The sequence below is a fragment of the Bacillus sp. NS1 genome, assembly GCF_058248265.1.
On the sequence record NZ_JBZAZF010000001.1, the window covers coordinates 35,144 to 60,983 of the forward strand.

Here is a 25,840-nt window from a genome sequence, read left to right on the forward strand (position 1 = left end):
TATAGAAAAGATGTATCAAAAATTATGATTTAGTTTTCTGTCTAAAAAATATGTAGTGGCACCAAACGCAAGTCATAATTTACGTATTTTCTTGAGGAACTTTATTATTTCGAAACCTTTTGTCAATTGATAACGTAGACTCTTAATAAAACATAAAGTTTTGTTATTGATTATGAAAGGAGAGTTAAAATGGAATACATCTATAAGGAAAAGAAAAATGGAAATCGTATAATATCAATCAGAGATAAATGGGAGAATGCACTTATTGAGTTTGAGCAAAAAGGTAATCAAATTGATATAGTGATCAATTATCGTAACGAGAAAACAACTAGGTTCTCGTTGCCAATCGAGACTTTTGAGAGAGTGTATCATGATATTAAAAATAAGTAGGAGAGACAGATAATAATTCAGTTTGAAAGATTAAATTGTTTGTAAAACTATAGATAATATGGAGTCATTAAAGGATCAATACTGGTTATTTTAATAGACATGGCACTAGATTTATGTCATGGGGAAGAGATAGGCAATATACTTCAGCCTACCTCCATGATTTTAAAGAATACCCTTCATTATTTAATATTTCTCTCTCTTTTAGCTCTCCAGGTGATGTATCCAATACATGAAAGTGCAACAATGATAGGAATTGCTAAATAGGCGCCGATAAAAGGATAAGCGGCAAGGCATAATAGACAGGCAATGACAGCTAGAAACTTACCAAAGACATTTGTAATCAGCCGAACTCCTGCTGCTGTACCAACTATATAGGTCGCTATTGCTAACGAATTAGGAATAAACACTAACTGGTCTAATCCAATGTGAAAAATAAAACTAAAAAGTAAACCAACCCCAGCAATTGCTCCTACTAATATTACAGCACGGCTAGGAGTTGAATATTTTTTATTCATGTTGTCCAGCCATGAGGGGGCAAGACGTTTATGAGATATGGAATAACCTAATCGGCTCATACTTGCCACAAACGCATTGTTAGTTCCTAAACATATGATAAAAGCAAGTATTGCTGTTGCCCAAGCACCATTTACCCCTACCACTTTTTCAACGACTTGTGCTATTGAAGCATTATTCATAGCACTATTAACGGTTTGTTCACCAGTTGAATAAGAGTTTGTGCCAATGACAGCTAAAGCGATGCCTATGTATAATACACCAATAATAACAATGGCTCCCCAAGTTGATCGCATGATGTTTTGTTTTCTCGGGCTTTTAAATTCAGGTGCCAGACTAGAGATTGCTTCCCATCCAAAGAATGACCAAAAAATGAGCATTGCAGATTGGCCGATTGGAATGATGCTGTTTTTTGTGAGGTGTGGTTTTATGCTCTCATGGTCAATTGCTGGAAATGCTAAAACTGATGTACCTAATAATATCAATAAAGTAAGTCCGGCTAATACCAATTGAATTTTTCCACTTGTTTGTAGACCTACATAGTTTCCGATTACAGCGATTGAGAGTAATATGCTTGCAATAATATATGCGGAAAAATGCGGTAAATTGAACGCAAAAGATATATAAGTCCCACCTGTTAATGAAACAATAATTTGTCCTACACTTCCTGCGATGAAAAAAAACCATCCACAAATAGCACCTGCATAATGACCAAAAGCTTTATCCGTAAAAGTTAATATTCCGCCTGAGCTAGGGAAATCAATTGAAAGGAATGCAAATGTGCACGCTAATGGAATACTTAGCAGCACCATAATGATCCATGAAACTAATGCATTTGAACCCGCGATCCCTGCTGTCATACCAGGTAATATTAAAATCCCTGATCCTAAAACGGCTCCTACATACAGAGCAGTGCCTTGTGAAACTGATATAGTTTGCTTCAATGGCTGAGTCAAAGAATTCTCTCCTTACATTTCTGAATTTATTTTTATTATAGTAGGTTATTCTCTTTGTTTATATAAACTAATGAATGTTTTATTCTATTGTGCTTTACGATATGGATAAAAAACAATAAGATTATAAACAATATGAAAAGGAGAGATGGAAATGGATGAAATAGACAAGAAATTATTAGAACTGCTCCAAGAGAATGCACGAATAACAATTATTGAACTATCGAAAAAACTGAACTTAAGTCGTCCGAGTGTAAATGAACGATTACGTCGTTTGCAGGATAACGGTGTTATTCAGGGGTTTACCGCACGTGTTTCAGCTGAGGCTATTGGAAAAGGTACAATTGTGATTATACAAATAGGAAATTTAAAAATAGAATGTCGTCGATTTGAGGAATTGATCAAAGAAGAAATGGATATTCTAGAGTGCCATAGAGTTACAGGAACGAATAGTTACTTTCTAAAGGCAGCAGTAGCTACGATGAAGGATTTAGAAGCCTTAGTAGACCGCCTAATTCCTTATGGTCAATTAAATACATCTGTCGTATTGTCATCGCCTATTCTTTCTCGCCCTCTGCTCCCTGTTACTTATAGTTAATGTCCTTATGCCTACTCTAACAGACATGACACCAACAACATGTTATTGCACACAAAAGAAACAGCCATTTATTATAAATGCAATAAAGTCACAAGGGTGGCTACTGCATGTTAAACATATTATCAAGATAGCCTATACTAAGATTTTTCTAGTAACCTTAGTATCTCTGTTTCTGATACACTCATTAGAAGGTCAGATTATTCTTTTAAAGTGGTGGGGAATTTTGAGAGCGCAAAGAATGATTTGATGTGAGAATCCACAAAATAAAAATAGCAGACTCCTCATGGAATCTGCTATTTTGATCACAGTATCAAATTATTTGATACTGTGACAGATAAGACCGAAATTACAACACTGAGAAAAGTTGTTATTGGATGATGGGCCTCAAAGACATTAAAATTTGAAACTATCCCCAGACAAACAACTATCAGAAAAAGACAAATCAAAACTAAACTTAAACGTTTATTTTTCATCTAACGTAACCTTTACTATTCTTGAGATAAATAATTGAAATCTGTTTCTTCAAATTCAGGAATTTTTTTGTCAATTTTTAAAGTGGACAATAACTCTTGAACATATTCACGTATAGCGAGCATATCAAATGGGAAATCGAAATCAAATTCCTCTTTAACAGTTAAAGTGTCCATTACATATGAACAATTATGTTTCATACCCAATAGATCATCATTAAAACTAAGCACATCTTGATATGATGAATCAGGTAGTTCAAAGTGAGAAATCAAATAAACATTAATATTGTTACCTTCTTCAGAATCTGGCAATCTTTCATCAACGTATAATAAAAAAGCACATCTCTCATCATCGTTTAATTCTACCTGAAAGAATTCCAAATCTCTTAATCTCAATAAACGTTTAAATCTCGTATTTAAAGTTCTCATTTTTCATTATCTCCGTTTCATATTTTAAGCTGTTACTATCGACTTCCATTGAAGCATAGAAAGGGTTTTAAATGCAATACCTAAAGCTCCAGCTAATACAATAAGAGGTGAAGGCTGAGCTACCAGTTGCCACCAGCTTTTTTTATGTACTTGTTTTCGAGCTTCAGATAGTTGGTTTTCTTTTTTCTTATATTTTTTCCACTTTGCTGTACTTTTTAATTTTTTAACAACGGATTTAGGTGCATCTGACAAATGTTTACCATCATGCTTTGTTCCATCCATATTTTCCGCTGCAATTTCTTTTTTGCCTTTATATACATGTACATGCCATTTACCAGTCTTTTTATCATGTGGCTCATCAAATCCAGCTTTATACCCCTTACCTAGGTCTACCCAGTCTCTTCCGGCAGCTTGTGCGGATTGACTCATTGCTGTAGAGAAAACAGCAAAGCTAAATACAATTGTCATCATAATAACTAATGACTTACTTAAAACTTTTAACAATACAAACATCTCCTTAATTATGTAATTGCTCAAAAATTATACAAAAAAAGAGAAGACATTGTATGGTTTTATAAGAAATTTAAGGTAATATTAAGATGATATTAAGGTAATATTACCTGTATTTTACGGGGGAGTGGAACATGTTTGAAATCAAGAGCATTAGATAGTCCAACATTATGTCCAATTTCTACAATGAATGATTGCGTTAATCATGTAGAATGGGCTGACAAAGTAGTTACGTTTTAATTATTTAGATAGATCCTAAAAAGAAGGGTGTTAGAACATGATGAGTAGCTCAGAAGATTCAACGAGGAGTTACATAGACTCTCCAGAAAAACTAAAAAAATTATACAAAAAAGTTTTGATTGTTGTGAGTATATCACAAATTTTTGGCGGTGCCGGACTAGCCGCAGGGATTACTGTAGGTGCCCTTCTTGCTCAGCAAATGCTTGAGACAGATTTGTATGCAGGGGTACCATCAGCTTTATTTACTTTAGGATCAGCAGGAGCAGCCTTAATTATAGGGAGACTTTCTCAGCGTTTTGGACGTCGTACTGGTCTAGCAACTGGTTTTATAGTAGGTGGACTCGGAGCAATTGGTGTTGTTGTTGCTGCTATAGTAAATAGCATAATTCTTTTATTTGCCTCATTACTGATTTATGGTGCGGGTACAGCGACTAATTTACAGGCTCGTTATGCAGGAACTGATTTAGCAAATGAGAAACAGAGAGCAACTGCAATTAGTGTCACAATGGTTATGACAACATTTGGAGCAGTCGCAGGTCCCAATCTGGTGAATGCGATGGGTAAATTTGCCACTTTTATTAGTGTTCCTTCACTTGCAGGTCCATTCATTTTATCAGCAACAGCATTTATCTTAGCAGGTATTGTACTTTTTATTATGCTCCGGCCAGACCCATTAGATATTGCAAATCGGATCGCAGCTTATAAAGAACAAAATGGGCATGATAATGATTCATATATGGTGAATCAAAAAAATAATAAAAGAGGTCTTGCAGTAGGTGCTACAGTTATGATTCTAACACAAATCGTTATGGTAGCTATTATGACGATGACACCAGTTCATATGAAACATCATGGGCATGGTCTAGGGGAAGTAGGGATCGTAATTGGTTTTCATATAGGGTCCATGTATCTTCCTTCACTTGTAACAGGTGTCCTTGTTGATAAAATTGGTCGTACAGCTATGAGCATCGCCTCTGGTATAACATTATTATTAGCTGGTTTATTAGCAGCACTAGCTCCAAGTGATTCAATGGTTCTTTTGGTGATTGCCCTATCTCTACTTGGATTGGGATGGAACTTTGGATTAATCAGTGGTACTGCTCAAATTGTTGATTCTACAGAGCCTTCATCTCGTGCAAAAGTTCAAGGAACACTTGATGTTTTTATTGCATTGGCAGGGGCTTCTGGCGGGGTTCTTTCGGGGATGGTGATGGCTAGTACAAGTTATGCCGTGTTATCTCTGGTTGGAGGGCTTTTATCTTTAGTTCTTATACCGGTTGTGATTTGGTCTACAAGAAATAAAGATATAATTAAAGGGTAGTCGAAAGACTATTCTTTTTTTTATTTATGGTTATTTTAATTGACATGGCACCAATGGCAAGTCGAATAACCGATGCTGACCAGAACCGGCTTGTTTTCGCGTTTTGCTTTTTCGAAGGCTTCTTCTCCCCAAGGGAACCAGTCCACAGGGTTATGAGCATGTTGAAGTAAATAAGGAGACTTCTCAGCGATTAATCTATTGGGTTTATTGTTAGTTGGCATGGGATCACCTTCTTTCTATACAAATTTTTATTCAGTATAGTCTATACATTATTTAATATACCAAAAAACAAGAAGAAGAGATCTTTTGAGGTAATCTCTTCTCTTCTCTTCTTTTCTTTTCATGGATCTTCGGAATATATAGTGGGCTAATGGATTAATTAAACTATATTATAATCAGAATATTTTTAAAAATAACTTGAAAAACATTTTAAATCAAATTACCTTATCTAAGAAAGGAGGATTAAAATTTGAAAATAACTATTGAAGAATTACCTGAATCAAGGATTGCTTATTTCCGAAATGTTGGGGGGTATGGTGAAAAGCAAAACAAAGAATTAATGGAGACTTTTAAAAAGTGGGCAAAATCGAATGATGTATTTGATAATTCTACAATTTTAGGCATACCGCAAGATAACCCAGAGATTACTCCTAAAGAGGAGTGTCGTTATGATGTTTGTGTTGTTATAAATAAAGATTTCAATGTGAAAAAACCAGCTCATGTTGGAGAATTTTCTGGTGGGAAATACGCTGTTTTCCTGCTTGACCATACAAAAGAGGCAGTCAGTGACTTTTGGGGCAATATTTCTTCTGAGATAGAAAGAAACAATCTATCAATAAGAGAACAACCAATTATTGAAAGATATACTCCACAAATGATTGATAATCATTTGTGTGAAATATTAGTTCCTATACAGTAAGGAAGCAGTGACATTTCCTACCTTCTATTAAGGACGAACAACATCAGACCTACTATGTATTTCAGATCTAACTGCAATTGAACCACCACAAGTGAATGACACATATATGATGTTTGAAGTTTAAGCAGTGGTCCCACCTGAACGTTATCCTGAGTGTGGTTTCGACATGTCTGAGGAAGATATTAAGGGTCATAGGTTAGAGAAAAGTTTTTAAACTTAGGTTTCTAAAAATTTGCATTAAATTTATTAAAAGGCAGCCGAAACTGGTTGCTTTTTTGGTTATTCTTAGAGACATGTCACCAACAACACGTTATTGCACATATAAAAAAAGAAGCTACTAATTAAGCAGCTTCTTTTTATTTTTCTTCAAAACTTAATAACTCTAAATTTATACTTACTTCCTTTAAACTCAAATGGTAGATTTGCATATAAATGTTCCCCAGAGTGAGCTGAAAATCTTGTTTCTCCTTTTTTCACATCATAAACAACAATGGTATGGAACCAGTTTCCGGAGTTTCTATTATAGACTTGCACTACATCCCCAGTTGAAACTTTCTTTGATACTTGTGAGGCAGTTAGGTTAGAATAAACTTTATGTTTTTTAGTACCAGCCCAGTAGCCATAGAAATCTTTCACTCTGACCCAAGAAGTAGAGTAATTAATTTTGTATGTTCCCTGGACTCGATATTCCTTAACTGAAAACCAACCCGTTGTAGTTTGGGTATAATGACTGCCGTAATAACCTTTCAAGCTAGTAGGCATTCCACCTGCGTGAACCACTTGAGATGCGTAGTTTGTACAGTCACCGCCACTACCACCTAGATATCCATATAAAGAGCTGGATGTGTTCTTCCAATTTTTTGTCATATATTTTTTTGCATTTGTTCTGTTATAACTTGAAAGAGCATTAAACTCTAATGAAGGTTGGGACTGTAAGTCTTTTACTTCATTATCAACTTCAGTATTTTCATCTTCATTTTTTACTCTAATTTCTTTGATTTTTTTATTTAACAAAGAATTACTTAACACAAAAGGTTTTTCTTCTTTATCTTTATTTTCTTTTGTAGCTTGTTCGAATTGATATTCTTCATTCTCGGCTAGGTAGATGCTGGAATATGTTTGTATTAAGTCTTTATTATATTTTTTGAAATCTAATTTTGTTGCGGATTCTAAGAAATTAACAAATTGTTCTGATCCAATTTTGTAATTCTTTTTATTGTCCTTAAGATAGTTAATGACTTCATTTTGTGCATCCTTTAACATCAATTTCACCTGTAGCGTTGGTGGCATAGAGAGAAGAGCAATATCCTAAAATGAAAGTGCCCACTAATCTAGCTTGATTTGGTTAAATTAAAGCTCTGCTCGATTAAGTAATAAATTTCTCCTTCTGGATCTGTACGTTCCAAAACAAGTGAAATCCAATGTTCCTTATCCATATGATATCCCGGAAGGATATTTTTCCCATTTCTTAAACTATCACTTATTTCAGGTGGACATTTTAGATTCAGAATATCTATTTCGCCCCTTCCATCAAATCCTAATTTTTCCGGGAGGACATTCATTATAAGACCGTACCATTTTTTGTTTGACTCATGTCTCAAAGCAGCATAGTGTGGGTATTTCTTCCACGGGTAATCAGGCGATGTACCGTATTTTTCTTTGACGTGTTTAAAGATATCTTCTCTTGTTAACATACTTCAATCATCCCTCCAACTACTTACGGTTAATTTCTTCTCTCTAATTCCATCTTTGAAAAAATCACAGGGATTTGTACTCAATGATCCTTGGCTATCTATTTTGGTTACTTTAATAGACGTGGCACCAACGGCATATTGAATAACCGATCTACACCTTCTACAATCACTGACGTAATCCCCAAACCCGTCTGTTGTTATCTAAGGAAAGCGAATGTAATTAAAAAAAGTGAATAGTACTCAGTATATAGTATATAGCTACTCATTTGGAATGAATATGTTTATGTTGTATGGAATATATTGGAATATAAAGGGGATTTACAGGAGCTTTCATTACTGATGCAGTAAACAATGATCCGCAAAAGGCACTTGCTTTAATATTCGGCGAGGGTTTATTAACCTTTGTATCACAGACTCAATATTAAGTTTTGGGGGAAGGCATGGATAAGGATTTAGCAGGGTTTATAGCTGATAAAGGGGTGGGGTGGTGGACCGCTACTACATGAAACTGTAGTTGGACGTGACAATACCGACGGAGTATGAATATCGAGGAGTATACCGAACTGGCCAGCTGGTATAAATGAAATTCCTACAATTGTTGGTAGTGTAAAACGTACAATACGCCATGGTGAAGGAGAAGCCGGAAAATTTTCAGCCTTTCTTGCTGTTAAAAAAGAAGAAAGAGATTAAACATGAAATTTAACTTGGAGGAGGTTTAAACGATTGGGACAATCACCATTACCAAACTCAGTTATTATAGCTATGGCCTCAAAAAAACATCGTTTATGGCATTATCTTTGGCATGGATTTCGAAACTCTTGGGAGGGACTTGATTGTAAAGATCGCAAAAAATTATGTAAGACTCATCCAAATTGGGTGCCGCCACGCCCAGCACTCGATGTCGATGGAAATCCTAAAAGGGATAATGATTCTGGTGAAGACTTCCTTTATATGCATAGAACGATGATTATGATCGTCAATAAAATTTTGGCGGATGAAGGTGATATTAACTATCCATGGGTTCAAGGGTGGAGATACCTTCCAAAGCCTTTAGATCAAAGTTATCCTGTTTTACCGGCTTATGATAGTCATCGTATTCCAAGAGAAAGACTTGAGTTGGAAAAATCCGGAGATAGATATTGGGGTTATTTTTCAGGGCTTGAAAAGAAATTTACTGATCCAGACTACTTAAGTAGTGTAACCCTTGGTCAGCTTGGTTCTGATATTGAGTTTACAATTCACAACAGTATGCACATACGATGGTCAGAAGAATCGAAAGTTGGATATATGACTGAGCCTAAATTAGGAAAGCCTATAGATGATATTTGGAATCAACCTGAGTATAACTGGCTAGGTGATGAGTACTCTGCTCATGTAAATCCGATTTTCTGGAAATTGCATGGTTGGGTTGACGATCGAATCAATGATTGGATGAGAGTAAATCAAAAAGAGGACTATAAATGGAAGGGAACATGGATTGGAGATACAAGTATCCTACATCTACATGATGATCATGGTCAAACCCCTACCCACGAAGACCATGAACTAATTGCAAATTTAGAGTACTTGGCGGGTTTCTTAGGAAGTACAGGGAGACGGCGAAGCTCTTTTGACCTTCCAGAAATATGTTAGTTAAATAATAACAATGGAAAATGCAAATTCCTCCCCTTCGGAATATCATAATCAAATTCAAAGTGTACGCCATACCTTGTTCATGATAGGAATAACTATAATTAGAAACGATTGTTCTGTCTTCCCTATAAGTTGATGGCAAGTATCAGAAATTGAAATTGAGTCATTTCCAATATTAAAAGTCCATTTTCACAATGCTGAGAAGGGCTTTTTTGTTTGAAACTGACTCTTGTTGTTAAGATTGATTCGGAAATGTTAACAATATATTGATTTTGCTAATATCATTTGTGTATTTATACGAACTTAACACCTATGACATGTTGAATAGATGTTGCTGACAAGAACCGGCTTGTTTTCGCGTTTTGCTTTCTTGAAGGCTTCTTCTCCCCAAGGGAACTAATTTACAGGGATACGACAATGTTGAATAAATAAATGAAACATTTGAATAACCAAGACGTAATGTATATATCTGTTTTTCGGGAGGTAGATACTTAAGAATGATTAAAAATATGATTGGAACGACGCTTATACTCATTAGCTTTGTAGTGTTTGGAATCAATTGGTTATACTTGGAGCCAAGGGGATTAGAAGAGATTCCATATTGGATTGTATTTGTAGGTGCTTTATGTGGAGGTTTTATTAAATACTACAATCCAAATCAGAAAAACATGAACGGAAATATGAGTAATGGGAATGGAAAGACTAGAAACATCGGCAAGATCATTGATCATTTTATTGATGCCGTTTCAGGTGACATTGATAGTGAGGATAGAGATCAAACAATGAATAACAAAACAAAAAAATAGTCGAATTTTAAAAGCTCGTCTATTTTGCTTTTAATATAAACCGCCAATGCAGCCGGCTTTTTCAAGTGTGTGGGAACATTTTCAAGATAATGAACTGCCTTGAATATGTTCCTTTCACTCAAAAGGAAACCCTTCTGTTTTCTGTAAATTCGTTAACACTTATTTATCTTCATATACTCATTTCCCCATATTCTCATGGATGAAATAATAGGATAAAGCTTTTCACCGAGTTCGGTTAGAGAATACTCGACCTTCTTGGGAACAGTATTCTCTACTTTTCTTTTCACAACGCCATCTGCTTCCAATTCTCTCAGCTGCAGCGTCAGCATTCTTTGTGTAATGCCTGGAATTAATCGTTTCAGCTCATTAAAACGGGCTGATTTGTGAGACAGGATATCGATGATGATTCCTTTCCATTTCCCGCCGATAGTATGCAGCGTCATTTCAACGGGACAAGCCTTTTTCACCTCTGCACTGCAAGCGCCAAATCCATTTAACCGGTTCTCCATATTGATCACCTCAAAATGTAAGTAGGTTACAAAAATGTGCGTCATTACATATCTAACTAAGATGTATTACAGTAATGGTATCAAAAATTTCCAAAAGGAGTGGTATGCATGAACTTGAGACAACTGTCAGAACATGTCTTTCAATGTGAATTTGAGCTTGATGTGCCTCTCCGTATCCCGGTTCATACTTGGTTTATGAAAGATGATGATGATGTGTATATCATTGATACGGGAATAGAACGTTTTGCAGATGCTCAGATTAGGGCAGCATTAGCGATCGGCAATCCAAAAGCTATTTTGCTTACCCACGGCCACAGTGATCATATTCAAGGTGCATCAAAATGGTTAGAGAGATTTGATATTCCGATTTATGCCCATCAGAAAGAACTAATATATATCAATGGAGAAGCGCCTTATCCGAACAAAAATGAAGTGGAGAACACAGGGGTAGCCCATATTGTCCAGCCGCTGACGGAGCAAACGCTTGCTCACTTGCCTCTGCAATACGATCTAACACCAGGACATTCCCCGGGGCATGTCGTGTACTATCATAAAGACGATCATATTCTATTATCAGGTGACCTTTTTATCACAAGTAAGAAAAATTTACACCCGCCTATCAGAAGATTCAGTGTTGATATGAATGAGAACATCGATAGCGGTGCGATAATCGATGAAATCAAACCAAAGCTCATTTGCTCTTCACATGGAGAAGAGATTCTTTATAACGAAGAATTGTATAAAAGCTATGTGATCAGGTATAGGGACTAAAGGAAGTCAGAAAAAACATACCAAAAGAATTGGTATGTTTTAAGAGGAATTTAAATATACTCCGATATCTCAATAAGGTTCTGATCGGGGTCTCTTATATAAACAGACAGAATCGGGCCGAGTGCACCGGTTCTTTTTATTGGGCCTTCCTCCACATTGACGTTCGTTTTCTTGAGATGTTTCAGTACTTTATTGATTGGTGCATCTGTGATCAAACATAAATCGGCAGATCCCGGGAGCGGGTGGTTTGCTTTAGGTTCGAACTCATGGCCGGCCTCATGCAAGTTGATTTTTTGATTGCCGAAACGCAAGGCTTTTCTGCCTGCGCCAAACGTTTCTTCTTCCATTCCCAAAACAGATGTATAAAAGTTAATTGTCTCTTGAAGGTTTTGTACCGTTAACACCAAATGGTCAAGTCGTTTGATCACGAGCATTCCCTCCTGCGGAAATTTTACTTTACGGCTTCTGTTCCTGTGATTGCATGTTTGATTTTAGCTGCAAGGCCATGCATTTGCGCGAGCGGAACAGAACATGCCGCAATTCGTATACCCTTTGAAAGCGGGACTGTAAAGGTGTTCTGGGCAGCTAACATCTTGCTGGCTTCATCAGGATGGCTGCAAGGAATTGTAATGAAAAAGCCGGCATGGTAAGGCAATATGCTGAGTCCAATTTGCTGGGCTTCATTGATAAACACTTCAGCCCGTTTCGCAATTAATGTTTGATATGCTTCACGTTCAGCATTCACCTTGTTTAGCAGCATTTTATCGTTATAAATCGCAGAAAGCAAAGTCATACAGCCTCGATTTACATTTGACCATCTGGAGCGGCTGGTGACCAATATAGCATTTTCAAATTCTTCAGCCACGCTCTTGCTGGAGGATACTCCAATTACAGCTCCGGTCCGCTGGCCGTATACTGTAAAGCCTTTCGACATGCTGAAGGCAAAGGCGACAATGATGTTTGAAGGGAGATTGCTAAACTTTTTCATGAACGTGCGTGCTTTTGCGGGGTCCTTTGTAAAGTCGATATAAGCAATATCAATGAGCAGTGTGATTGTTTTGCTGCTTTTTTTAGCTGATTCTAAGACCACATGTTTTATGATCTCATCCCATTCATGATCTGACATACTGTATCCCGTTGGGTTGTGATTGGGCGAATTTAGGATGATCACGACATGGTCCTGTTTGACTAGCAGATGGCTGACCATAAGTGAGAATGATGTCAGATTAAACGTCATATCAGCATCTAAGAAAGAGAAGGTCATCAAATGACGCCCAGTCTCTTTGCAGATGGTTTCATAGGGTGTCCAGTACCAATCATGAGTTAATATGGTATCGCCAGCATTCGAATAGTTCCAAATCACATTAGAAATGGCACCGGCGCCGCCTGCGCTTGCAACCGCCCGTATATAGGCATCGGGTCTGGACTCTGCGAAAGTATGTGTCACTGCTGCTTTCAAAAAGCCTGGCAATCCGGCTACCGGGCTGTAGCTGATCATGTCTTGAATGGGCATACTGCGAAATAGTTCTTCTACAGCAGGCAGACAAACGGTGTTTCCGTCGTCATCTGCAATGGTTCCCATTGAAGCATCGATCACATTTTCTTTTCCATATTGAATGATGGCTTGTTTAGCAGCCATTCCTGTACCAAATAATTGATCCACATACACTTTTCCTTTTGCATGGGCTGCTACCCTTGATTCCATGGTTCTCACCGTCTCCTTTTTTTATTTATCTGCCATTCTAGAACTTGCATGAAAAATCTATGAATCTAACATGTCACACCTTTATCGTATTGTTTAATCAATCCATCCATCCATCCATCCATTCTCTATCCCATATTCCGCATTTTTGCTGTACATCTATTCCTTTTTGAACGTCTACAGATAAATACTGACGGCAGAATAAACAAGCAGCAGACACATGATGATGCGAAAAGCCTTGTCGTGTTTTTCAAAGAGTTTTTTGAACACAGAGCCGAATCCTGACCATAGCAGCAGCGCCAGCCAGCCGAGAATAATGGCTAATGTGAGATAAACAATAATTGCTGTCATTGAATGCTGAAACGGAAGAATAAAAGCACTCATCAATGTTAAGAAGAACAGAATGCTTTTGAAATTGATCATTTGAAAAATAAAACCTGATAGAAAAGAAGAATGCACATCTTCAGAGTCCTTCTTTGCTTTTTTGGACATACTGACCTGCCATGCCAAATAAAGCAGATAGACCGCACCTGCTATTTTGAAGTATGGTTCTGCAACCGGAATCCATTTGTATAATCCTATCGTAAATACACCGCTGAGAATCCCAAGGACTGTAAAGCCTGCCAAAATGCCGCTATTGAAACGCCATGACCCTATAAAGCCAAACCGCCGCGCTTCATTCATCATTAAGATGTTGCTGGGGCCAGGCGTAATGGATGTCAAAATCACATACGAAAGAAACGCTATTACACTCATAAATCACCTTCATTTACTAATGTCGTACGGGGCAGTTTTTATTGTATGATAATGATATCTATAAATAAAATTGAAATATAAAAAAGCATTATCATTTTTTTCGATAGATCATAAAAGGAGAAATCGTATGGAGATCAGACATCTTATCACATTTCAGGCCATTGTAGAGCAGGGGAGTTATACTGGAGCCGCGTCAAAGCTAGGCTATACGCAATCCACGATCACCACTCATGTCCAGGCGCTTGAGCAGGAGATCGGCGGGGCATTATTCACGTATGAGAAACGGAGTTTAAGGCTGACTGCGTTAGGCAGAGAATTGATTCCTTTAGCCGAAGATTTACTAGCAACCCACGAGCAGATCAAGAATATGCAAAACGTTCACGAAGTTAAGGGCGTGTTGAAAGTAGCTGCACCTGAGTCTTTAACCATTTCCAGACTCGGGCCTATTATAAGGGAATTTTCGCTGAAATATCCTCATGTCAAAATCATTTTAAGCAATGGCACATGCGGGCAAAATCAGGTGGATTTGTTAAGCGGACGGGTCGATATCGCTTTAATGGTCTATCCGAAAATTCATATCGAAAAATGCGTTCATTACACGTTAACCGAGGAGAAAATGGTCCTTGTGGGCAGTATGGATGGACCGGATCATTTTGATGACTATAAACAAGAAAACAGCAGCCATTTCTTTATCACAAATGAAGAGGGCTGCAGTTATCGGACCATGTTTGAAACGTATCTTGTGAAGCATGACATCAGCAGCTTCCAAACAATGGAGCTGTGGAGTATTGAAGCGATCAAACAAACGGTCATGAGCGGGCTTGGATTTTCTGTTTTGCCTTATATCACAGTGAAAGAAGAAGTGGAGGCGGGGAAGCTGAAAATCCTTCATCATGCTGAAAACTTTGATCCGCTTTACTCTCATATGTTAATCAAAAAGAAAAAATGGCAGCTGCCTGCCGCGGAGGCTTTTGCGGAGCTTGTTTTACATTCGATTCGTGAGGCGGTATGCTGAAAATCATTGTGAAAAGGAGTGGGTGTAACGCCCACTCTTTTTCTATTTAAACAGCGGCTGTGAGCTTTGGTTTTACAAATTTCATAAAAACCCCTCTGACTAATGGGCCCATAATCAGCAATTGCAAGGGATAAGCTAAGATGAAATTTTTTAATACAATCATTAGGTAAGCGCTGAAAAGGCTGCCCCCGTTAAGTCCATTTGATAAAGCTGCTGTCACTAAACCGAACACAGACATACAAAGCACCATTCCGATCACCATACACGTCGACATGGCAAGGATGACATATAATTTCTTAGACTTGTCGAACGGCATGCTGAATGCAACCTTTTTGGCAAGGGGGCCCACTAACAGTAAATCTAACAGCAGCGCTACAATAAAACCGATGACCATTTCAAAAACAGTCACCAATGAAAATTGATGTATTGCTCCGTTGATGATGGCATTGTAAATTGACATGACGCAGACCATTCCAAAACACATCATCACGCCAAATATAAGACCTTCTTTTTTATTCGCTGGCATACAATCAGTCCTTCTCTCAATAATCGGTGATTAGTATACCAACGAACCGCTCATGCTCATAAGTGACAAATTTGTGAACAATTTATCGGCCAGAGCCGTCTTTTTTGATCATCAGCACATGCGGAATGCCGTCCAGCATAAATTCTTCTGATGCTGTTTGATAGCCGAGCTTTTCATAAAAGCCTGCCGCCTGTGTCTGGCCGTACAGTTTGAATGAAGAAATGCCTTGTTCTTTCACAATACGTTCCAACGCATCGACGATCACTTTGCCCAGTCCGCATTTGCGATAGGGCTTCAGAATGCAGATTCTTTCCAGTTTGCCCACGTGATCAACGATACGGACACGTGCAGTGCCAACAGGTTCATTCTCATGATAAACGAGTATGTGCCGGCAATCTTCGCGGAGTGTATCGAACTCATCGAATTCATCGGAAACGGGGCATCCTTGTTCCTCTACAAATACCGTCTTTCGGATTTCGAACGCTGTATGTAAATCATGTTCTGACGTTATTCTCTCAACTTTCATGATGTAATCCTCCCTTACTCAGAAAAATGGCTGATGACATATTGTTTAAAGGTCTCAGCGACCGGTGATAAAAACCTGCCTTTAATCCAGGCGATTCCTATGACACGCTGACATTCCGGCCAGCTGACACGGACTTTTGTGATTTTACTTTGGTCTAAGCCTTTCAGGTCTGGCAGAATGGATATGCCAAGCCCGGCAGCCACAAAACCTGCGGCAGTGGCTGCTTCTTCCCCTTCAAACATAATGTTCGGCTGTATGTTGGCTTTCTCAAACAGCTCATCGACTGTCATCCGAAGCGCGTAGCCTTTTTTCAATAAAATAAAACGCTCCCCGGCAATCTCACTCAGGGTAATGCTTTCACGATTGGCTAATGGATGATCGTTTGGCACAAATACAAATAGTTCTTCACTCCACAGCTTGATCCATTGGATCGGCTTTTCAGGCTTGATCGAAGCGAGGAGACAGAGGTCCAGGTCTCCGGATTTTAATCGTTCAAGCAGCCAATAAGAATGGTTTTGCTTCAGCTGGAAGGCAATGTTGGGATTTTCCTGCTGGAAGGAGCCGATGAGATCAGGCACGAGCGTTGTCCCTAAAGTATGCAAAAAACCGAGAGACACTTCACCTTGGTCTGGCTTTAATAAAGATTGAATTTCCTCTTTTCCCTCGGTGTACTCCTTCATCATCGCTTGAACCCGCTGTAAAAAGATGTGTCCGTATTGATTTAAGGTAATAGATCGTCCTTGCCTGTCGAATAGCGGCACGCCTAAATGGTTTTCCAGTCTGGCGATTGAGCGTGAAAGCGCAGGCTGTGTGATAGAGAGGCTTTTTGCCGCTTTCGTCACGTGCTGCATCCGGGCCAGTGTTTGAAAATATTCAAGTTGTTCCCATTCCAATCATTATCCCTCCTATATTACATATAAGCATGGAAATCATATTTTATATGCATTATACAACATATATTAACGGTGCTAAGATGAATGTATAAACAGACTCGAGGATGTTTGAATTCATAAGACATAAAGGATGGTTGTTTATGAATTGCTGTGCTCAACAACATGCTGAGGGACCGGTAAAGTCCCGATGACATACATTCAAAAAGGCACACCGATTTTTCGGAAAATTACGTTTGCTTTCTTTGCTGCGGGTTTCAATACATTTGCAATTCTTTATTGCGTACAGCCGCTTATGGAGGAATTCACACGGGAATTTCATGTAACGCCTACGGCGGCAAGTCTTTCATTATCTGTTACCACAATGCTGTTAGCTGTGAGTATGCTTGTCTTTGGTTCGTTGTCAGAGGTGTGGGGGCGCAAGCCGATTATGGCTGTATCCATGCTAGCCGCATCCGTGCTCTGTCTGGCGTCGGCCTTCAGCCCGAATTTTCATACGCTGCTCGTATTGAGAACCATTCAAGGGATTGCGCTTGCCGGGCTTCCGTCGATTGCGATGGCTTATCTGGGAGAAGAGATTGAACCCGGAAGCCTTGGGTCGGCGATGGGGCTGTATATCAGCGGAAATGCGATCGGCGGTGTCTTTGGAAGGATCGTGTCAGGGCTCCTGAGCGAGTACTTTACTTGGCATATGGCGATGGGGTCAATTGGTGTGATTAGTTTGATTGCAAGTATTATATTTTTTATGAATTTGCCTCCATCCAGGCATTTCACTCCGAGAAAATGGGAACTCGGGCAATTGGGAATGTCACTCATCAGCCACTTGAAGGATGGGAAACTATTAAGCTTGTTCTTCATTGGTTTTTTGCTGCTGGGAAGCAATGTTGCATTGTTTAACTACATTGCGTATGTGCTCTTGGGAGAGCCGTATTCGATTAATAAAGCGATTGTCAGCTGGATTTTTATTGTGATGATTGTAGGGATTTTCAGCTCGTCTTTCATCGGAAGAATGGTTGATCAATACGGCTATCCGAAAATACTGGTGATGAATATTTTCATTGTCATCACGGGTGCCTTATTAACGATAAATAGTGTGTTAGCAGTGAAAATTCTGGGGATTGCCCTCTTTACATTCGGCTTCTTCGGCGGGCACTCAGTCGCCAGCAGCTGGGTGGGTAGGAGAGCTCTGCACAACAAAGCGCAGGCGTCATCGCTGTATTTGTTCTTTTATTACGCCGGTTCAAGTATTGGCGGAACAGTCGGCGGGCTATTCTGGTCTGCTTTTCAATGGATGGGGGTAGTCGGCATGATCACCATCATGCTGCTGGTTGCGCTATGGCTGTCGGGATATTTGGCTAGAAGTGTGAAAATGCCGGTTAAAAGTAACGAAAAAGGATTGGATTGATGGCAGCAAAAAAGGACCGCAGGCGGGTCCTTTTTTATTTCCAATGGGCGGGGATTTGTAGAGACGGCGGCAGATTTGTGTTTGCATCGCCTTTTGCGGCATTCACCTGTGCCCGCGTCAGAAAGATGCTCCCGGTCAGGTCGGCGCCACTGAGATCAGCATCTCTTACATCTGCACCGATAAAGTTTGACATTCTGTCCGCATTTCTCAGAACAGCAGCTATGAGCAGTGGCCCTGTTAGGTTTGCTCCTCTTAGATCAAGCCCTTTCAGTTTCGCACCGATCAGGACACTTCCCCGGGCGATTTTTTTCGGAAGTTTTGGATTGTGTGGTTGGGCCCGCACCAGCTTACTCGTATTTAACAGCTATTCATTGACCTCAGCTCGATGCTCGTAAACTGCAGTGTCAGCAGGTTTTTCTTGCTGAGTCTAGTGAGTTTGTATCTTTTCGAAACAGGTTCGCAGCTCGCGATGAATCGGTTCGACCATCTCTATAGAAAGCGCTTCATGTAAATGCCAGAGCATTTCGTGCAGCTGCTGCATAATAGGAAAAATGTCAAACACCTCGTTGGCCGTTTCGGGGTGGTTTCGCCAATCCGACTCCGAGTATGCGATGGAAAGAAGGGCGACCTATGTGTTTAAGAAGAATGCACAAGGCGAGTGGCTTTGTGCAATCGATAATTCATATGGTACGGATTAATTGGAGTTTAGCGTTCAGATATGTCTTCGTTGTGCCTTTCCTGCATATAATAATTCATTCAGCTGATGAGGGAAGGTGACTCCAATGAATCTCAGAATGGCTCCTTATTGGTTTTATGCAGGCAGGCACAGAGGACTTGTTCCACATCCATACGTACGTCGGCAGCCCATATCCTCTCGTGCAATCATTACATCAGCCCGCGGGGATGTAACGGGAGACGGCATAATTGACGAAGTCTTTCTCACTGGCAGCCAAATGACTGGCAGCCCTTTATGGAGAAATATCACATTGGTGATCCGTGATGGCAGAACCCATCAGGAACAGCAAATCCAGCTCCAAAACAATTTAGGATACAATCCGTCTCTTCTTTTGGGGGATATGACAGGCGACAAGATTGATGATGTGGCAGTGGTGATAGATACTGGTGGAAGCGGCGGTGCTATCTATTCATATGTGTTTGCCTATATAAACCGGCAGTTCAGACAGATTTTCAATTCGGATATGTTGAATGCTGAATTGAAGTACAGTGTGAGGTATCAAAATCAATATAAAGCGAGCGTTATCAGTCATCAGCAAAACGAAATATATATCCTCGACCTTACTTACAAGGGCAGGGAATATTTGAATGAGATTTATACCCAGCAGGGAGTATTGAAAATGCCGATAGAAGGCTGGGTCAATCCTTTATCCGGCCTGTATCCAATTGATTTCAACAGAGACGGCGTATACGAACTGCTGGCGTATCAGCGGATAGCGGGAAGGTATAACGCCGACTCATTGGGATATGTTCAAACCGTATTGAAATGGAACGGACGGAGTTTTGCCGTTGACCGGCAGAATGTATCAATTGTTGGCGGTGCTGTCTCATCTTCATGAAGGCTGTCTCCCTATATAGAGTGACAAAGACTCACGCTACAGGTGTTCTGCAACGACGGTCAAATAATAAGATAAACCGGTTTGCTGCTCTTCCAACATTCCTCTATGGAAATCATCTTGCATAAAAAATCGCGTTTGTTTTACGTAATCTTCTTTACTTGTCGGATGCCCGTTCTGATTTAGGAACTTAAGATGTTTCATGACATGCTCTTGTACGGCAGGGTCATGATACGTCACGCCGCTTCTTAAAAAATCAGCCATTCCATCAAGAAAGTGTTTTGCCTCTATCGCCATTTTGTTCATTTCATTTACATTGATTGCAGTGGTATCTAATTCAAAATTGTAATGATCTTTTAAATAGCCATTTTGTTCTGCTAAAGATTGCTTCCATTCTTCAGTGCTTTCAAATCCTTTAAACATGACCTGATGATCCATATTCTCACCTTTTCTTGTGTATTCTAAAGACGTGTTGACTGTTTGAATGAGGCGCTGATACTTTTCGATTTTCTTTTCAAACAGCTTTTTTTGTTTTTCTAATGTACTAGTTCTTTCAGCATCTTCATCTAATAATGTTTTTATTTCTGACAAAGGAATATCTAATTCTTTGTAAAAAAGGATTTCCTGCAGTCTTTTTAGTTCGTCAGCACCATAGTACCGATATCCGGCTTCGCTTATTTCTTTTGGAGCCAGTAAGCCGATTTTGTGGTAATGATAAAGCGTTTTGATTGTCACGTTCGCAATGTGAGATAGTTCTTTTACCGTTAATTTCACAATCCAATTCCTCCTTTCTTCTTTCACTATGAGGCCTTACCTTTGGTTGGAGTCAAGGATAAAATGAAGGTATTTTCGTCCGGAGAGAATAGAATATGGCCGGTGACTGGATACAAGTGTTGGATCCTTAAAGCCGTTCGAAAAGCTGATGGCTCCTTTTTATGATCAAAGAAAAGAGCGCTCTCAACGAGCACTCTTTATTCCAGATTAATTCGTTTTACATCTCCTAGTACAAACACATAAAAAATCAATCCGAGCAGCAGCACAAAACCGGCTACCAGAAAGCTGAGCGTAAAAGATCCTGTCACATCAACCAAATATCCCGTCAGTGAAGCAGCAATAATGCCTCCGAACAGGTTGTTTGCCAGGTTCACCATGGAACTCAGCATGGACACGGAACCGATTGGCGCCAGCTCTGCGGAGATAGACCAGCCGACAGGTGCGGTTGCAGAAATACCGGCAAGGCCGATTGAAATACAGATAATCGCGATGGTGATATTGTTCGTCAGAATGGAACCTAAAAAGAAAAAGCCGAAGCTCATTCCGACAATGATCACAGTTCGGTACACCTTGGTGTTAGGATAGCCTTTCTTAATAAAATAATCGACGAGCCAGCCCCCGACTACAATTCCGGAAATGGTTGAGATCAGCCACGGCACAGCTGTAAATAAACCGGATGACATGAGATCCATCCCGTATGTATGTTTAAAGAAAGTCGGAAGCCAGGTGAGCAGCAGGTTGAATGTGTAGCCGTATCCCGTAAATCCAATCATTAAGCCCCATACTTTCCGGTTGGAGAAAAGCTTTTTTAAAAGCGGACCTGTTTTGTAAGGGATTTGCTCTGTTGTAATTGAATTGTGTCTTTGAATATAGTTTAGCTCACTTTTGGAAATGCGTTTGTGCCGTTCGGGCTGCTCATAATACTGCCAGAAAAAGATCGTAAACAACACATTGATGCATCCAATCGTTAAAAAAGCGACACGCCAGTCAAAAGTTGTGACAAGAAAGGCGACCAATGGCGCGCCGATCACGTTTGAAAACTTGGCGGCCGAGTCGAACAGCGAGTTTGCCAATCCCCGCTCACTTGGAGGAAACCATAGAGCGGTTGCCTTGGAGGCAGCAGGGAACGCAGAGGCGCTCGTCAGCCCGATGAGAAAACGGAACAGATATAACAGCAATTTTCCTTGCAAAAAAGCAAGAAGGATCGTTAATAAGCTCCATATTGTCATTCCGATCCTCGTGACCCACGCCACACCAAACCGGTCCAGCAAACTTCCGACAGGCAGCTGCATCAGTGTATAGGAATAAGTGTAAATAGAAAACACGATGCCAAGTTCGGTTGCAGTAAGGTGAAACGAATCTTGTATCGCAGGGGCGGCCACAGATATGGCCACTCGGTCAAAATAATTAAGAATGATAATGCCGCTGAGTAACGAAGATATGTACCATCTGGTATGTCCAGGCCGTTTCACGCGCTCTTGACTCATGATGAAAACCTCCTCTGTCATAGCATGATCTCCTGATGGAAATACCATTCAAATTTTAAATACCACAGCGTACTTTTGAGTAAACGGATAACAGGAATTTGACTGGAAAAGCCCAGTGCTTTAGAATGAAAGTAATAAAAATGAACACTCCAAAGGGGAGTAGCTTTCACAGTAAAGTCGTCATTACGGGGCAAGATGCCCTCGGCTTTGCTGGCAATCTAATTGTTAGCGAGACCTTTGCCAAATTTGATTTGGTGAAGGTCTTTTTGTTTCGGAACTTCACCAAATCGGTGGAGTTTTTTCATTTTTATCAAAAAGGGAGAGGAGCGTCAGTATGTCGAAGCTAAAAAAGTGGCTGAAGCGTGAATTGGTGAGGAAAGGGCTGCCGTTAGCGAAAGAGAAATTGATCCCGATCTTAAAAGAAAAAATGAAGAAGAAGCGATGAGGAGGCTGACGATGAAAATCATTTTGACTGTTCTTGCCGGTGTGGGGCTTTTGAGTGCAGGCGGATGCGGCTTGCTGGATCAGGTGAATGACGGATTGAATTATACAAATGAAGCCGCGGGCTATGTGGAGAAGGTGAAAACATTTGCAGAGGATGCGCCTGAATTGGCTGAGCAAGCTGTAAATGACACGGAGGCGAAAGACAAACTTGAAGCACAGCTTGAGTCAATTCAGCAGGCTGCCGCTGATTTTAACGAATTAACACCGCCTGATGCTGCGGCAGAGATTCATCAAACCATTCAAGAGCATAACGAGACCTTGCAGAAAAGTGCTGAAGATGTGTTGAAGCAAGTGGAGGAAGGCAAGGTATCGCTTGAAGAATTGGAGCAGTCTGATCTTGTTCAAAACGCAAAGCAGGTGACTGACGTGATGGGCCAGATTGAAAAGCTGGGCGAATAAGAAAAGCATCCCGACGTCGGGATGCTTTTTTATTATTCAGCCATTGCGTCAGTTAAGACAGGAACGACTTGTTTTTTACGTGAAACAACGCCTTTTAAGAGGGCTGTGTTGTTTTCTAATGTAACGTTAAACGCTTTTTCCACTTTCGCTGCTTCATTACCGATCGCAAGGGCAAGTGAATCATTTTCTAAGATGTCTGTGATGACAAGAAGGAACAGGTCAAGGTTCTTCTCAGCCACAACGTTAGAAATCACAGCTTCTAACTCAGCTTGGCGTTTTTTCACATCTTCAATGTCCACTGTGTTTACTTGTGCGATTTCGACTTTTTTGCTGCCGAGTGTAAATTCTTTCGCATCAAGAGAAATCAGCTCTTCTACTGTTTTCTTGCTTAAATCAGCGCCAGCTTTCAGCATGTTCAAGCCGTATTCTTCAGCATCTACGTCAGCGATTTCTGCAAGCTCTTTTGCTGCCGCTACGTCTTGGTCTGTGCAAGTTGGAGATTTGAATAACAGTGAGTCAGAAATGATCGCAGACAGCATAAGGCCGGCAATTTCTTTCTCGATTTTCACGTTATTTTCTTTGTACATTTTGTTTAAGATTGTAGCCGTACAGCCTACAGGCTCAGCACGATAGTACAGCGGCTCAGCTGTTTCGAAGTTAGCGATGCGGTGGTGGTCGATCACTTCTAGAACCTGAACATCTTCAATGTCCTTGATGCTTTGCTGGCGTTCGTTATGGTCAACCAGGATAACGCCGTTTACTTCGTTTGCAGCTGTTTCAACAAGACGCGGGCTTTCTTGTTTGAAATAGTCAAGCGCGTATTGTGTTTCGCCGTTGACTTGTCCAAGACGGACTGGCTCAGCATTGAAGCCGAGTTTGTTTTTTAAATCAGCATAAGCAATCGCAGAACAAATCGTATCTGTGTCTGGGTTTTGGTGTCCGAAAATAAGTATCTTTTCCATGATAGCTCCTTATCCTTTTTTTAAGTAGTGTAATCTTTATATAGTTTAACACGTCTTGCTGCAGGTGTAATCATACAAACCCGTAAAAATTGATATGAATAAGAAGCATTTTCTTTGAGCTGAAAAGGAAAGGTGTGTAAAATACTGGGTAGCTTAGTTGCAAAATGTGATGTAGTATCAAAAAAGGTACTATTGGAGGGGCAAGAATGAGTGAAAAAAAGAATATATACCCGAACAAAGAAGGCTGTCCTGTTGAATTTACGCTAGATGTGATTGGCGGAAAGTGGAAAGGAATTCTTTTTTATCACATGATAGATGGCAAGAAACGGTTTAATGAGTTTCGCAGAATATGCCCGAATATCACCCAAAGAATGCTTACTCTTCAGCTTCGGGAGCTGGAAGCGGACGGCATCGTGCATCGTGAGGTTTACCATCAGGTGCCGCCCAAGGTTGAATACTCTCTGACGGAATTTGGTCGAACACTTGAACCGATTGTTTTGCAAATGAAAGAATGGGGAGAATCCAACAGAGATGTGCTGGAATCTTATCGTTCGAACGGTTTGCTGAAGGATCAGCAGAAATAGCAGCAAAGGGAACTCCTTTGCTGCTTGTTTTATTTCATTGAAAGGGCTCTGTTGGCATTTCTGACATCGTTTTTCAACAGTTCAGAAAGGTTGTAGGACGGATAGTATCCATGCTGATACATGTATCGATAAACTTGGGCATGCAACTGGATGGCAGCATTCAGCTGTTTGACCAATACGTTTCTTAATTGAGGTGTTGCTGTTTCTGTAATCGCGATGGCATAGCTGCGGACAGACGTTTTGGCAAATCCAAGCAGATCACCGCTGTAAAATGGGTTATCCGCGCGTTCTTCTTCCTCATCCTCTCTGTGCGGCGCCTGTGGAAAGAACGGAAGAAGCTCTCTTAGATTTTGCTCAACGGCCTGAATGGACACACTATAAAGTTGTCTGAGCTGAGGGTCTTTTACTTCTCTTATCATTTTCTTCAGTCTAATGAGTCCGTTTGATTGAAAAGCAACCAGCTCGTGCATTTCTAAAGTTTCATGCCAAGCCAATGTTCTGCGTTCATCCATGTAACAATTCTCCTTTATCAATCAGATTCCATATCAGCATATGCCCAACGCTTAATGTTGTTCATGATGTTTTGAAGTTTTTAAAAAGGGAAATTCACTTTATATAGGATACGGGTTGAGAACATGCAAAAAGAGGTGAAACACGATGTGGGAGATGATAAAGAACTTTTTCTTGTTTAGCAGCGGCGTTCTGCAAGCAACAACCCTTTTACTGGTGATCTTAATTTTTATGTATGTCAGAAAAACGAAAAAGAAAAACAAGGAATCTTCTGGCTTTATGGATGATAAACATTAACCGTGATGGGCATTCTTTTCAAAGAATGTCTTTTCATTTGCAATGTTTCACATGAAACATTGGCGTCATTTTACTTGCGATTTGGACTTATGTTAAAATATAAAAGAAAAATGTAAAGATGATATAAAAAAACATTCGGTGCAAAGCATGTTGCAGCGATGAAAAAAGAGCAGTCGT

At 39.8% G+C, this 25,840-nt stretch carries 29 protein-coding genes and 4 pseudogenes; 14 read left to right on the forward strand and 19 right to left on the reverse strand.

Annotation, left to right across the window (positions count from 1 at the left end):
* Positions 1–189 precede the first annotated feature (189 nt).
* Positions 190–390 carry a hypothetical protein gene (locus AC4CV5_RS00180; RefSeq protein ID WP_326196408.1) on the forward strand — a complete coding sequence of 67 codons (201 nt, stop codon included), beginning with the start codon at positions 190–192 and terminating at the stop codon, positions 388–390.
* A 179-nt stretch (positions 391–569) separates the two neighbouring features.
* On the opposite strand, the gene AC4CV5_RS00185 is transcribed toward AC4CV5_RS00180, so the two are convergent.
* On the reverse strand, positions 570–1,859 hold the full coding sequence (locus AC4CV5_RS00185; RefSeq protein ID WP_490921849.1) for an APC family permease: 1,290 nt from the start codon (positions 1,857–1,859) through the stop codon (positions 570–572).
* A gap of 151 nt (positions 1,860–2,010) precedes the next feature.
* On the opposite strand from AC4CV5_RS00185, the gene AC4CV5_RS00190 reads away from it, so the two are divergent.
* Positions 2,011–2,454, forward strand: coding sequence for an Lrp/AsnC family transcriptional regulator (locus tag AC4CV5_RS00190; RefSeq protein WP_490921850.1), 444 nt, complete (start codon positions 2,011–2,013; stop codon positions 2,452–2,454).
* A 488-nt stretch (positions 2,455–2,942) separates the two neighbouring features.
* On the opposite strand, the gene AC4CV5_RS00195 is transcribed toward AC4CV5_RS00190, so the two are convergent.
* Both AC4CV5_RS00195 and AC4CV5_RS00200 read right to left on the reverse strand, forming a co-directional pair.
* Positions 2,943–3,353: a hypothetical protein gene (locus AC4CV5_RS00195; RefSeq protein WP_490921851.1), complete on the reverse strand. Its 411-nt coding sequence runs from the start codon at positions 3,351–3,353 to the stop codon at positions 2,943–2,945.
* Positions 3,354–3,377: 24 nt separating this feature from the next.
* Positions 3,378–3,857, reverse strand: coding sequence for a hypothetical protein (locus AC4CV5_RS00200; protein ID WP_227058013.1), 480 nt, complete (start codon positions 3,855–3,857; stop codon positions 3,378–3,380).
* Positions 3,858–4,140: 283 nt separating this feature from the next.
* Here AC4CV5_RS00200 and AC4CV5_RS00205 point away from each other — a divergent pair, with 283 nt between their 5' ends.
* On the forward strand, positions 4,141–5,424 hold the full coding sequence (locus AC4CV5_RS00205) for an MFS transporter (RefSeq protein ID WP_490921852.1): 1,284 nt from the start codon (positions 4,141–4,143) through the stop codon (positions 5,422–5,424).
* 41 nt (positions 5,425–5,465) lie between these two features.
* Here the strand turns inward: AC4CV5_RS00205 and AC4CV5_RS00210 are convergent.
* Positions 5,466–5,645 (reverse strand): annotated as a pseudogene (locus AC4CV5_RS00210) (DUF255 domain-containing protein); the annotation flags it as partial.
* 248 nt (positions 5,646–5,893) lie between these two features.
* Between AC4CV5_RS00210 and AC4CV5_RS00215 the strand changes: the two are divergent.
* Positions 5,894–6,343, forward strand: coding sequence for an AraC family transcriptional regulator (locus AC4CV5_RS00215; RefSeq protein ID WP_490921854.1), 450 nt, complete (start codon positions 5,894–5,896; stop codon positions 6,341–6,343).
* A gap of 366 nt (positions 6,344–6,709) precedes the next feature.
* Here the strand turns inward: AC4CV5_RS00215 and AC4CV5_RS00220 are convergent, their stop codons facing one another.
* Positions 6,710–7,606: an amidase domain-containing protein gene (locus AC4CV5_RS00220; RefSeq protein ID WP_490921856.1), complete on the reverse strand. Its 897-nt coding sequence runs from the start codon at positions 7,604–7,606 to the stop codon at positions 6,710–6,712.
* A 68-nt stretch (positions 7,607–7,674) separates the two neighbouring features.
* Entirely contained in the window at positions 7,675–8,037 is a 363-nt protein-coding gene (locus AC4CV5_RS00225) for an MmcQ/YjbR family DNA-binding protein (protein ID WP_490921858.1), read from the reverse strand.
* Between the two features lie 723 nt (positions 8,038–8,760).
* On the opposite strand from AC4CV5_RS00225, the gene AC4CV5_RS00230 reads away from it, so the two are divergent.
* Entirely contained in the window at positions 8,761–9,669 is a 909-nt protein-coding gene (locus tag AC4CV5_RS00230; RefSeq protein WP_490921860.1) for a Tat pathway signal protein, read from the forward strand.
* Between the two features lie 306 nt (positions 9,670–9,975).
* Here the strand turns inward: AC4CV5_RS00230 and AC4CV5_RS00235 are convergent.
* A pseudogene (locus AC4CV5_RS00235) lies at positions 9,976–10,110 on the reverse strand (DUF255 domain-containing protein); the annotation flags it as partial.
* Between the two features lie 56 nt (positions 10,111–10,166).
* On the opposite strand from AC4CV5_RS00235, the gene AC4CV5_RS00240 reads away from it, so the two are divergent.
* On the forward strand, positions 10,167–10,475 hold the full coding sequence (locus AC4CV5_RS00240; RefSeq protein ID WP_490921862.1) for a hypothetical protein: 309 nt from the start codon (positions 10,167–10,169) through the stop codon (positions 10,473–10,475).
* A gap of 152 nt (positions 10,476–10,627) precedes the next feature.
* On the opposite strand, the gene AC4CV5_RS00245 is transcribed toward AC4CV5_RS00240, so the two are convergent.
* Positions 10,628–10,984: a winged helix-turn-helix transcriptional regulator gene (locus AC4CV5_RS00245; protein ID WP_326222435.1), complete on the reverse strand. Its 357-nt coding sequence runs from the start codon at positions 10,982–10,984 to the stop codon at positions 10,628–10,630.
* A gap of 108 nt (positions 10,985–11,092) precedes the next feature.
* Between AC4CV5_RS00245 and AC4CV5_RS00250 the strand changes: the two genes are divergently transcribed.
* The gene (locus tag AC4CV5_RS00250; protein WP_326222434.1) at positions 11,093–11,755 is read left to right on the forward strand and encodes an MBL fold metallo-hydrolase; all 663 of its coding nucleotides are present in this window, start codon (positions 11,093–11,095) and stop codon (positions 11,753–11,755) included.
* A gap of 50 nt (positions 11,756–11,805) precedes the next feature.
* On the opposite strand, the gene AC4CV5_RS00255 is transcribed toward AC4CV5_RS00250, so the two are convergent.
* The 3 genes from AC4CV5_RS00255 to AC4CV5_RS00265 all read right to left on the reverse strand — a co-directional run bounded on the left by AC4CV5_RS00255 (position 11,806) and on the right by AC4CV5_RS00265 (position 14,213).
* Positions 11,806–12,183, reverse strand: a complete 378-nt coding sequence (locus AC4CV5_RS00255) for a VOC family protein (RefSeq protein WP_326222433.1) — start codon at positions 12,181–12,183, stop codon at positions 11,806–11,808.
* Between the two features lie 23 nt (positions 12,184–12,206).
* Positions 12,207–13,460, reverse strand: a complete 1,254-nt coding sequence (locus tag AC4CV5_RS00260; protein WP_490921865.1) for a pyridoxal phosphate-dependent aminotransferase — start codon at positions 13,458–13,460, stop codon at positions 12,207–12,209.
* Positions 13,461–13,634: 174 nt separating this feature from the next.
* A complete protein-coding gene (locus AC4CV5_RS00265) occupies positions 13,635–14,213 on the reverse strand; it encodes a LysE family translocator (RefSeq protein WP_166846183.1) in 579 nt (192 codons plus the stop codon).
* A 127-nt stretch (positions 14,214–14,340) separates the two neighbouring features.
* On the opposite strand from AC4CV5_RS00265, the gene AC4CV5_RS00270 reads away from it, so the two are divergent.
* Complete coding sequence (locus tag AC4CV5_RS00270; RefSeq protein WP_326222432.1) at positions 14,341–15,228, forward strand: LysR family transcriptional regulator; 888 nt, start codon at positions 14,341–14,343, stop codon at positions 15,226–15,228.
* 46 nt (positions 15,229–15,274) lie between these two features.
* On the opposite strand, the gene AC4CV5_RS00275 is transcribed toward AC4CV5_RS00270, so the two are convergent.
* From AC4CV5_RS00275 to AC4CV5_RS00285, 3 genes are all read right to left on the reverse strand, one after another.
* A complete protein-coding gene (locus tag AC4CV5_RS00275) occupies positions 15,275–15,754 on the reverse strand; it encodes a DUF2798 domain-containing protein (RefSeq protein ID WP_326222431.1) in 480 nt (159 codons plus the stop codon).
* Between the two features lie 82 nt (positions 15,755–15,836).
* Entirely contained in the window at positions 15,837–16,280 is a 444-nt protein-coding gene (locus tag AC4CV5_RS00280; protein ID WP_326222430.1) for a GNAT family N-acetyltransferase, read from the reverse strand.
* Between the two features lie 14 nt (positions 16,281–16,294).
* On the reverse strand, positions 16,295–17,173 hold the full coding sequence (locus tag AC4CV5_RS00285; RefSeq protein WP_166846194.1) for a LysR family transcriptional regulator: 879 nt from the start codon (positions 17,171–17,173) through the stop codon (positions 16,295–16,297).
* A 187-nt stretch (positions 17,174–17,360) separates the two neighbouring features.
* Between AC4CV5_RS00285 and AC4CV5_RS00290 the strand changes: the two genes are divergently transcribed.
* Entirely contained in the window at positions 17,361–18,575 is a 1,215-nt protein-coding gene (locus AC4CV5_RS00290; protein ID WP_166846196.1) for an MFS transporter, read from the forward strand.
* Between the two features lie 34 nt (positions 18,576–18,609).
* Here AC4CV5_RS00290 and AC4CV5_RS00295 read toward each other — a convergent pair.
* Positions 18,610–19,188: pseudogene (locus AC4CV5_RS00295) on the reverse strand (pentapeptide repeat-containing protein); the annotation flags it as partial.
* Between AC4CV5_RS00295 and AC4CV5_RS00300 the strand changes: the two are divergent.
* Positions 19,166–19,273 (forward strand): annotated as a pseudogene (locus AC4CV5_RS00300) (DUF4440 domain-containing protein); the annotation flags it as partial. The pseudogenes AC4CV5_RS00295 and AC4CV5_RS00300 sit on opposite strands and share 23 nt — an antisense overlap.
* A gap of 84 nt (positions 19,274–19,357) precedes the next feature.
* Positions 19,358–20,149 carry a YybI family spore inner coat protein gene (locus AC4CV5_RS00305; RefSeq protein ID WP_490921869.1) on the forward strand — a complete coding sequence of 264 codons (792 nt, stop codon included), beginning with the start codon at positions 19,358–19,360 and terminating at the stop codon, positions 20,147–20,149.
* A 36-nt stretch (positions 20,150–20,185) separates the two neighbouring features.
* Here AC4CV5_RS00305 and AC4CV5_RS00310 read toward each other — a convergent pair whose 3' ends face one another.
* Both AC4CV5_RS00310 and AC4CV5_RS00315 read right to left on the reverse strand, forming a co-directional pair.
* The gene (locus AC4CV5_RS00310) at positions 20,186–20,923 is read right to left on the reverse strand and encodes a MerR family transcriptional regulator (RefSeq protein WP_490922193.1); all 738 of its coding nucleotides are present in this window, start codon (positions 20,921–20,923) and stop codon (positions 20,186–20,188) included.
* A gap of 194 nt (positions 20,924–21,117) precedes the next feature.
* Complete coding sequence (locus AC4CV5_RS00315) at positions 21,118–22,428, reverse strand: MFS transporter (RefSeq protein WP_166846202.1); 1,311 nt, start codon at positions 22,426–22,428, stop codon at positions 21,118–21,120.
* A gap of 435 nt (positions 22,429–22,863) precedes the next feature.
* Between AC4CV5_RS00315 and AC4CV5_RS00320 the strand changes: the two genes are divergently transcribed.
* Positions 22,864–23,310, forward strand: coding sequence for a DUF6376 family protein (locus AC4CV5_RS00320; RefSeq protein ID WP_166846205.1), 447 nt, complete (start codon positions 22,864–22,866; stop codon positions 23,308–23,310).
* Positions 23,311–23,342: 32 nt separating this feature from the next.
* Here AC4CV5_RS00320 and AC4CV5_RS00325 read toward each other — a convergent pair whose 3' ends face one another.
* Complete coding sequence (locus AC4CV5_RS00325; RefSeq protein ID WP_490921872.1) at positions 23,343–24,272, reverse strand: manganese-dependent inorganic pyrophosphatase; 930 nt, start codon at positions 24,270–24,272, stop codon at positions 23,343–23,345.
* Positions 24,273–24,478: 206 nt separating this feature from the next.
* On the opposite strand from AC4CV5_RS00325, the gene hypR reads away from it, so the two are divergent.
* Positions 24,479–24,856 carry a transcriptional regulator HypR gene (gene hypR / locus AC4CV5_RS00330; RefSeq protein ID WP_166846208.1) on the forward strand — a complete coding sequence of 126 codons (378 nt, stop codon included), beginning with the start codon at positions 24,479–24,481 and terminating at the stop codon, positions 24,854–24,856.
* A gap of 29 nt (positions 24,857–24,885) precedes the next feature.
* Here hypR and cotF read toward each other — a convergent pair whose 3' ends face one another.
* Positions 24,886–25,368 (reverse strand): spore coat protein CotF, encoded by a 483-nt coding sequence (gene cotF / locus AC4CV5_RS00335; RefSeq protein ID WP_014115857.1) that lies wholly within the window; start codon positions 25,366–25,368, stop codon positions 24,886–24,888.
* Positions 25,369–25,513: 145 nt separating this feature from the next.
* Between cotF and AC4CV5_RS00340 the strand changes: the two genes are divergently transcribed.
* Entirely contained in the window at positions 25,514–25,663 is a 150-nt protein-coding gene (locus AC4CV5_RS00340) for a hypothetical protein (protein ID WP_014115856.1), read from the forward strand.
* The last annotated feature ends 177 nt before the right edge of the window (positions 25,664–25,840 follow it).

Excerpts from the sequence above, each read along its gene's own strand:
- AC4CV5_RS00315 (WP_166846202.1), bottom strand. The coding sequence starts at position 22,428 with ATGACAGAGGAGGTTTTCATCATGAGTCAAGAGCGCGTGAAACGGCCT.
- AC4CV5_RS00265 (WP_166846183.1), bottom strand. The coding sequence starts at position 14,213 with ATGAGTGTAATAGCGTTTCTTTCGTATGTGATTTTGACATCCATTACG.
- AC4CV5_RS00275 (WP_326222431.1), bottom strand. The coding sequence starts at position 15,754 with ATGCCAGCGAATAAAAAAGAAGGTCTTATATTTGGCGTGATGATGTGT.
- AC4CV5_RS00205 (WP_490921852.1), top strand. The coding sequence starts at position 4,141 with ATGATGAGTAGCTCAGAAGATTCAACGAGGAGTTACATAGACTCTCCA.
- AC4CV5_RS00305 (WP_490921869.1), top strand. The coding sequence starts at position 19,358 with ATGAATCTCAGAATGGCTCCTTATTGGTTTTATGCAGGCAGGCACAGA.
- AC4CV5_RS00270 (WP_326222432.1), top strand. The coding sequence starts at position 14,341 with ATGGAGATCAGACATCTTATCACATTTCAGGCCATTGTAGAGCAGGGG.
- AC4CV5_RS00190 (WP_490921850.1), top strand. The coding sequence starts at position 2,011 with ATGGATGAAATAGACAAGAAATTATTAGAACTGCTCCAAGAGAATGCA.
- AC4CV5_RS00250 (WP_326222434.1), top strand. The coding sequence starts at position 11,093 with ATGAACTTGAGACAACTGTCAGAACATGTCTTTCAATGTGAATTTGAG.
- cotF (WP_014115857.1), bottom strand. The coding sequence starts at position 25,368 with ATGGATGAACGCAGAACATTGGCTTGGCATGAAACTTTAGAAATGCAC.
- AC4CV5_RS00340 (WP_014115856.1), top strand. The coding sequence starts at position 25,514 with ATGTGGGAGATGATAAAGAACTTTTTCTTGTTTAGCAGCGGCGTTCTG.
- AC4CV5_RS00225 (WP_490921858.1), bottom strand. The coding sequence starts at position 8,037 with ATGTTAACAAGAGAAGATATCTTTAAACACGTCAAAGAAAAATACGGT.
- AC4CV5_RS00245 (WP_326222435.1), bottom strand. The coding sequence starts at position 10,984 with ATGGAGAACCGGTTAAATGGATTTGGCGCTTGCAGTGCAGAGGTGAAA.
- AC4CV5_RS00260 (WP_490921865.1), bottom strand. The coding sequence starts at position 13,460 with ATGGAATCAAGGGTAGCAGCCCATGCAAAAGGAAAAGTGTATGTGGAT.
- AC4CV5_RS00240 (WP_490921862.1), top strand. The coding sequence starts at position 10,167 with ATGATTAAAAATATGATTGGAACGACGCTTATACTCATTAGCTTTGTA.
- AC4CV5_RS00180 (WP_326196408.1), top strand. The coding sequence starts at position 190 with ATGGAATACATCTATAAGGAAAAGAAAAATGGAAATCGTATAATATCA.
- AC4CV5_RS00320 (WP_166846205.1), top strand. The coding sequence starts at position 22,864 with ATGAAAATCATTTTGACTGTTCTTGCCGGTGTGGGGCTTTTGAGTGCA.
- AC4CV5_RS00325 (WP_490921872.1), bottom strand. The coding sequence starts at position 24,272 with ATGGAAAAGATACTTATTTTCGGACACCAAAACCCAGACACAGATACG.
- AC4CV5_RS00290 (WP_166846196.1), top strand. The coding sequence starts at position 17,361 with ATGACATACATTCAAAAAGGCACACCGATTTTTCGGAAAATTACGTTT.
- hypR (WP_166846208.1), top strand. The coding sequence starts at position 24,479 with ATGAGTGAAAAAAAGAATATATACCCGAACAAAGAAGGCTGTCCTGTT.
- AC4CV5_RS00195 (WP_490921851.1), bottom strand. The coding sequence starts at position 3,353 with ATGAGAACTTTAAATACGAGATTTAAACGTTTATTGAGATTAAGAGAT.
- AC4CV5_RS00220 (WP_490921856.1), bottom strand. The coding sequence starts at position 7,606 with ATGTTAAAGGATGCACAAAATGAAGTCATTAACTATCTTAAGGACAAT.
- AC4CV5_RS00280 (WP_326222430.1), bottom strand. The coding sequence starts at position 16,280 with ATGAAAGTTGAGAGAATAACGTCAGAACATGATTTACATACAGCGTTC.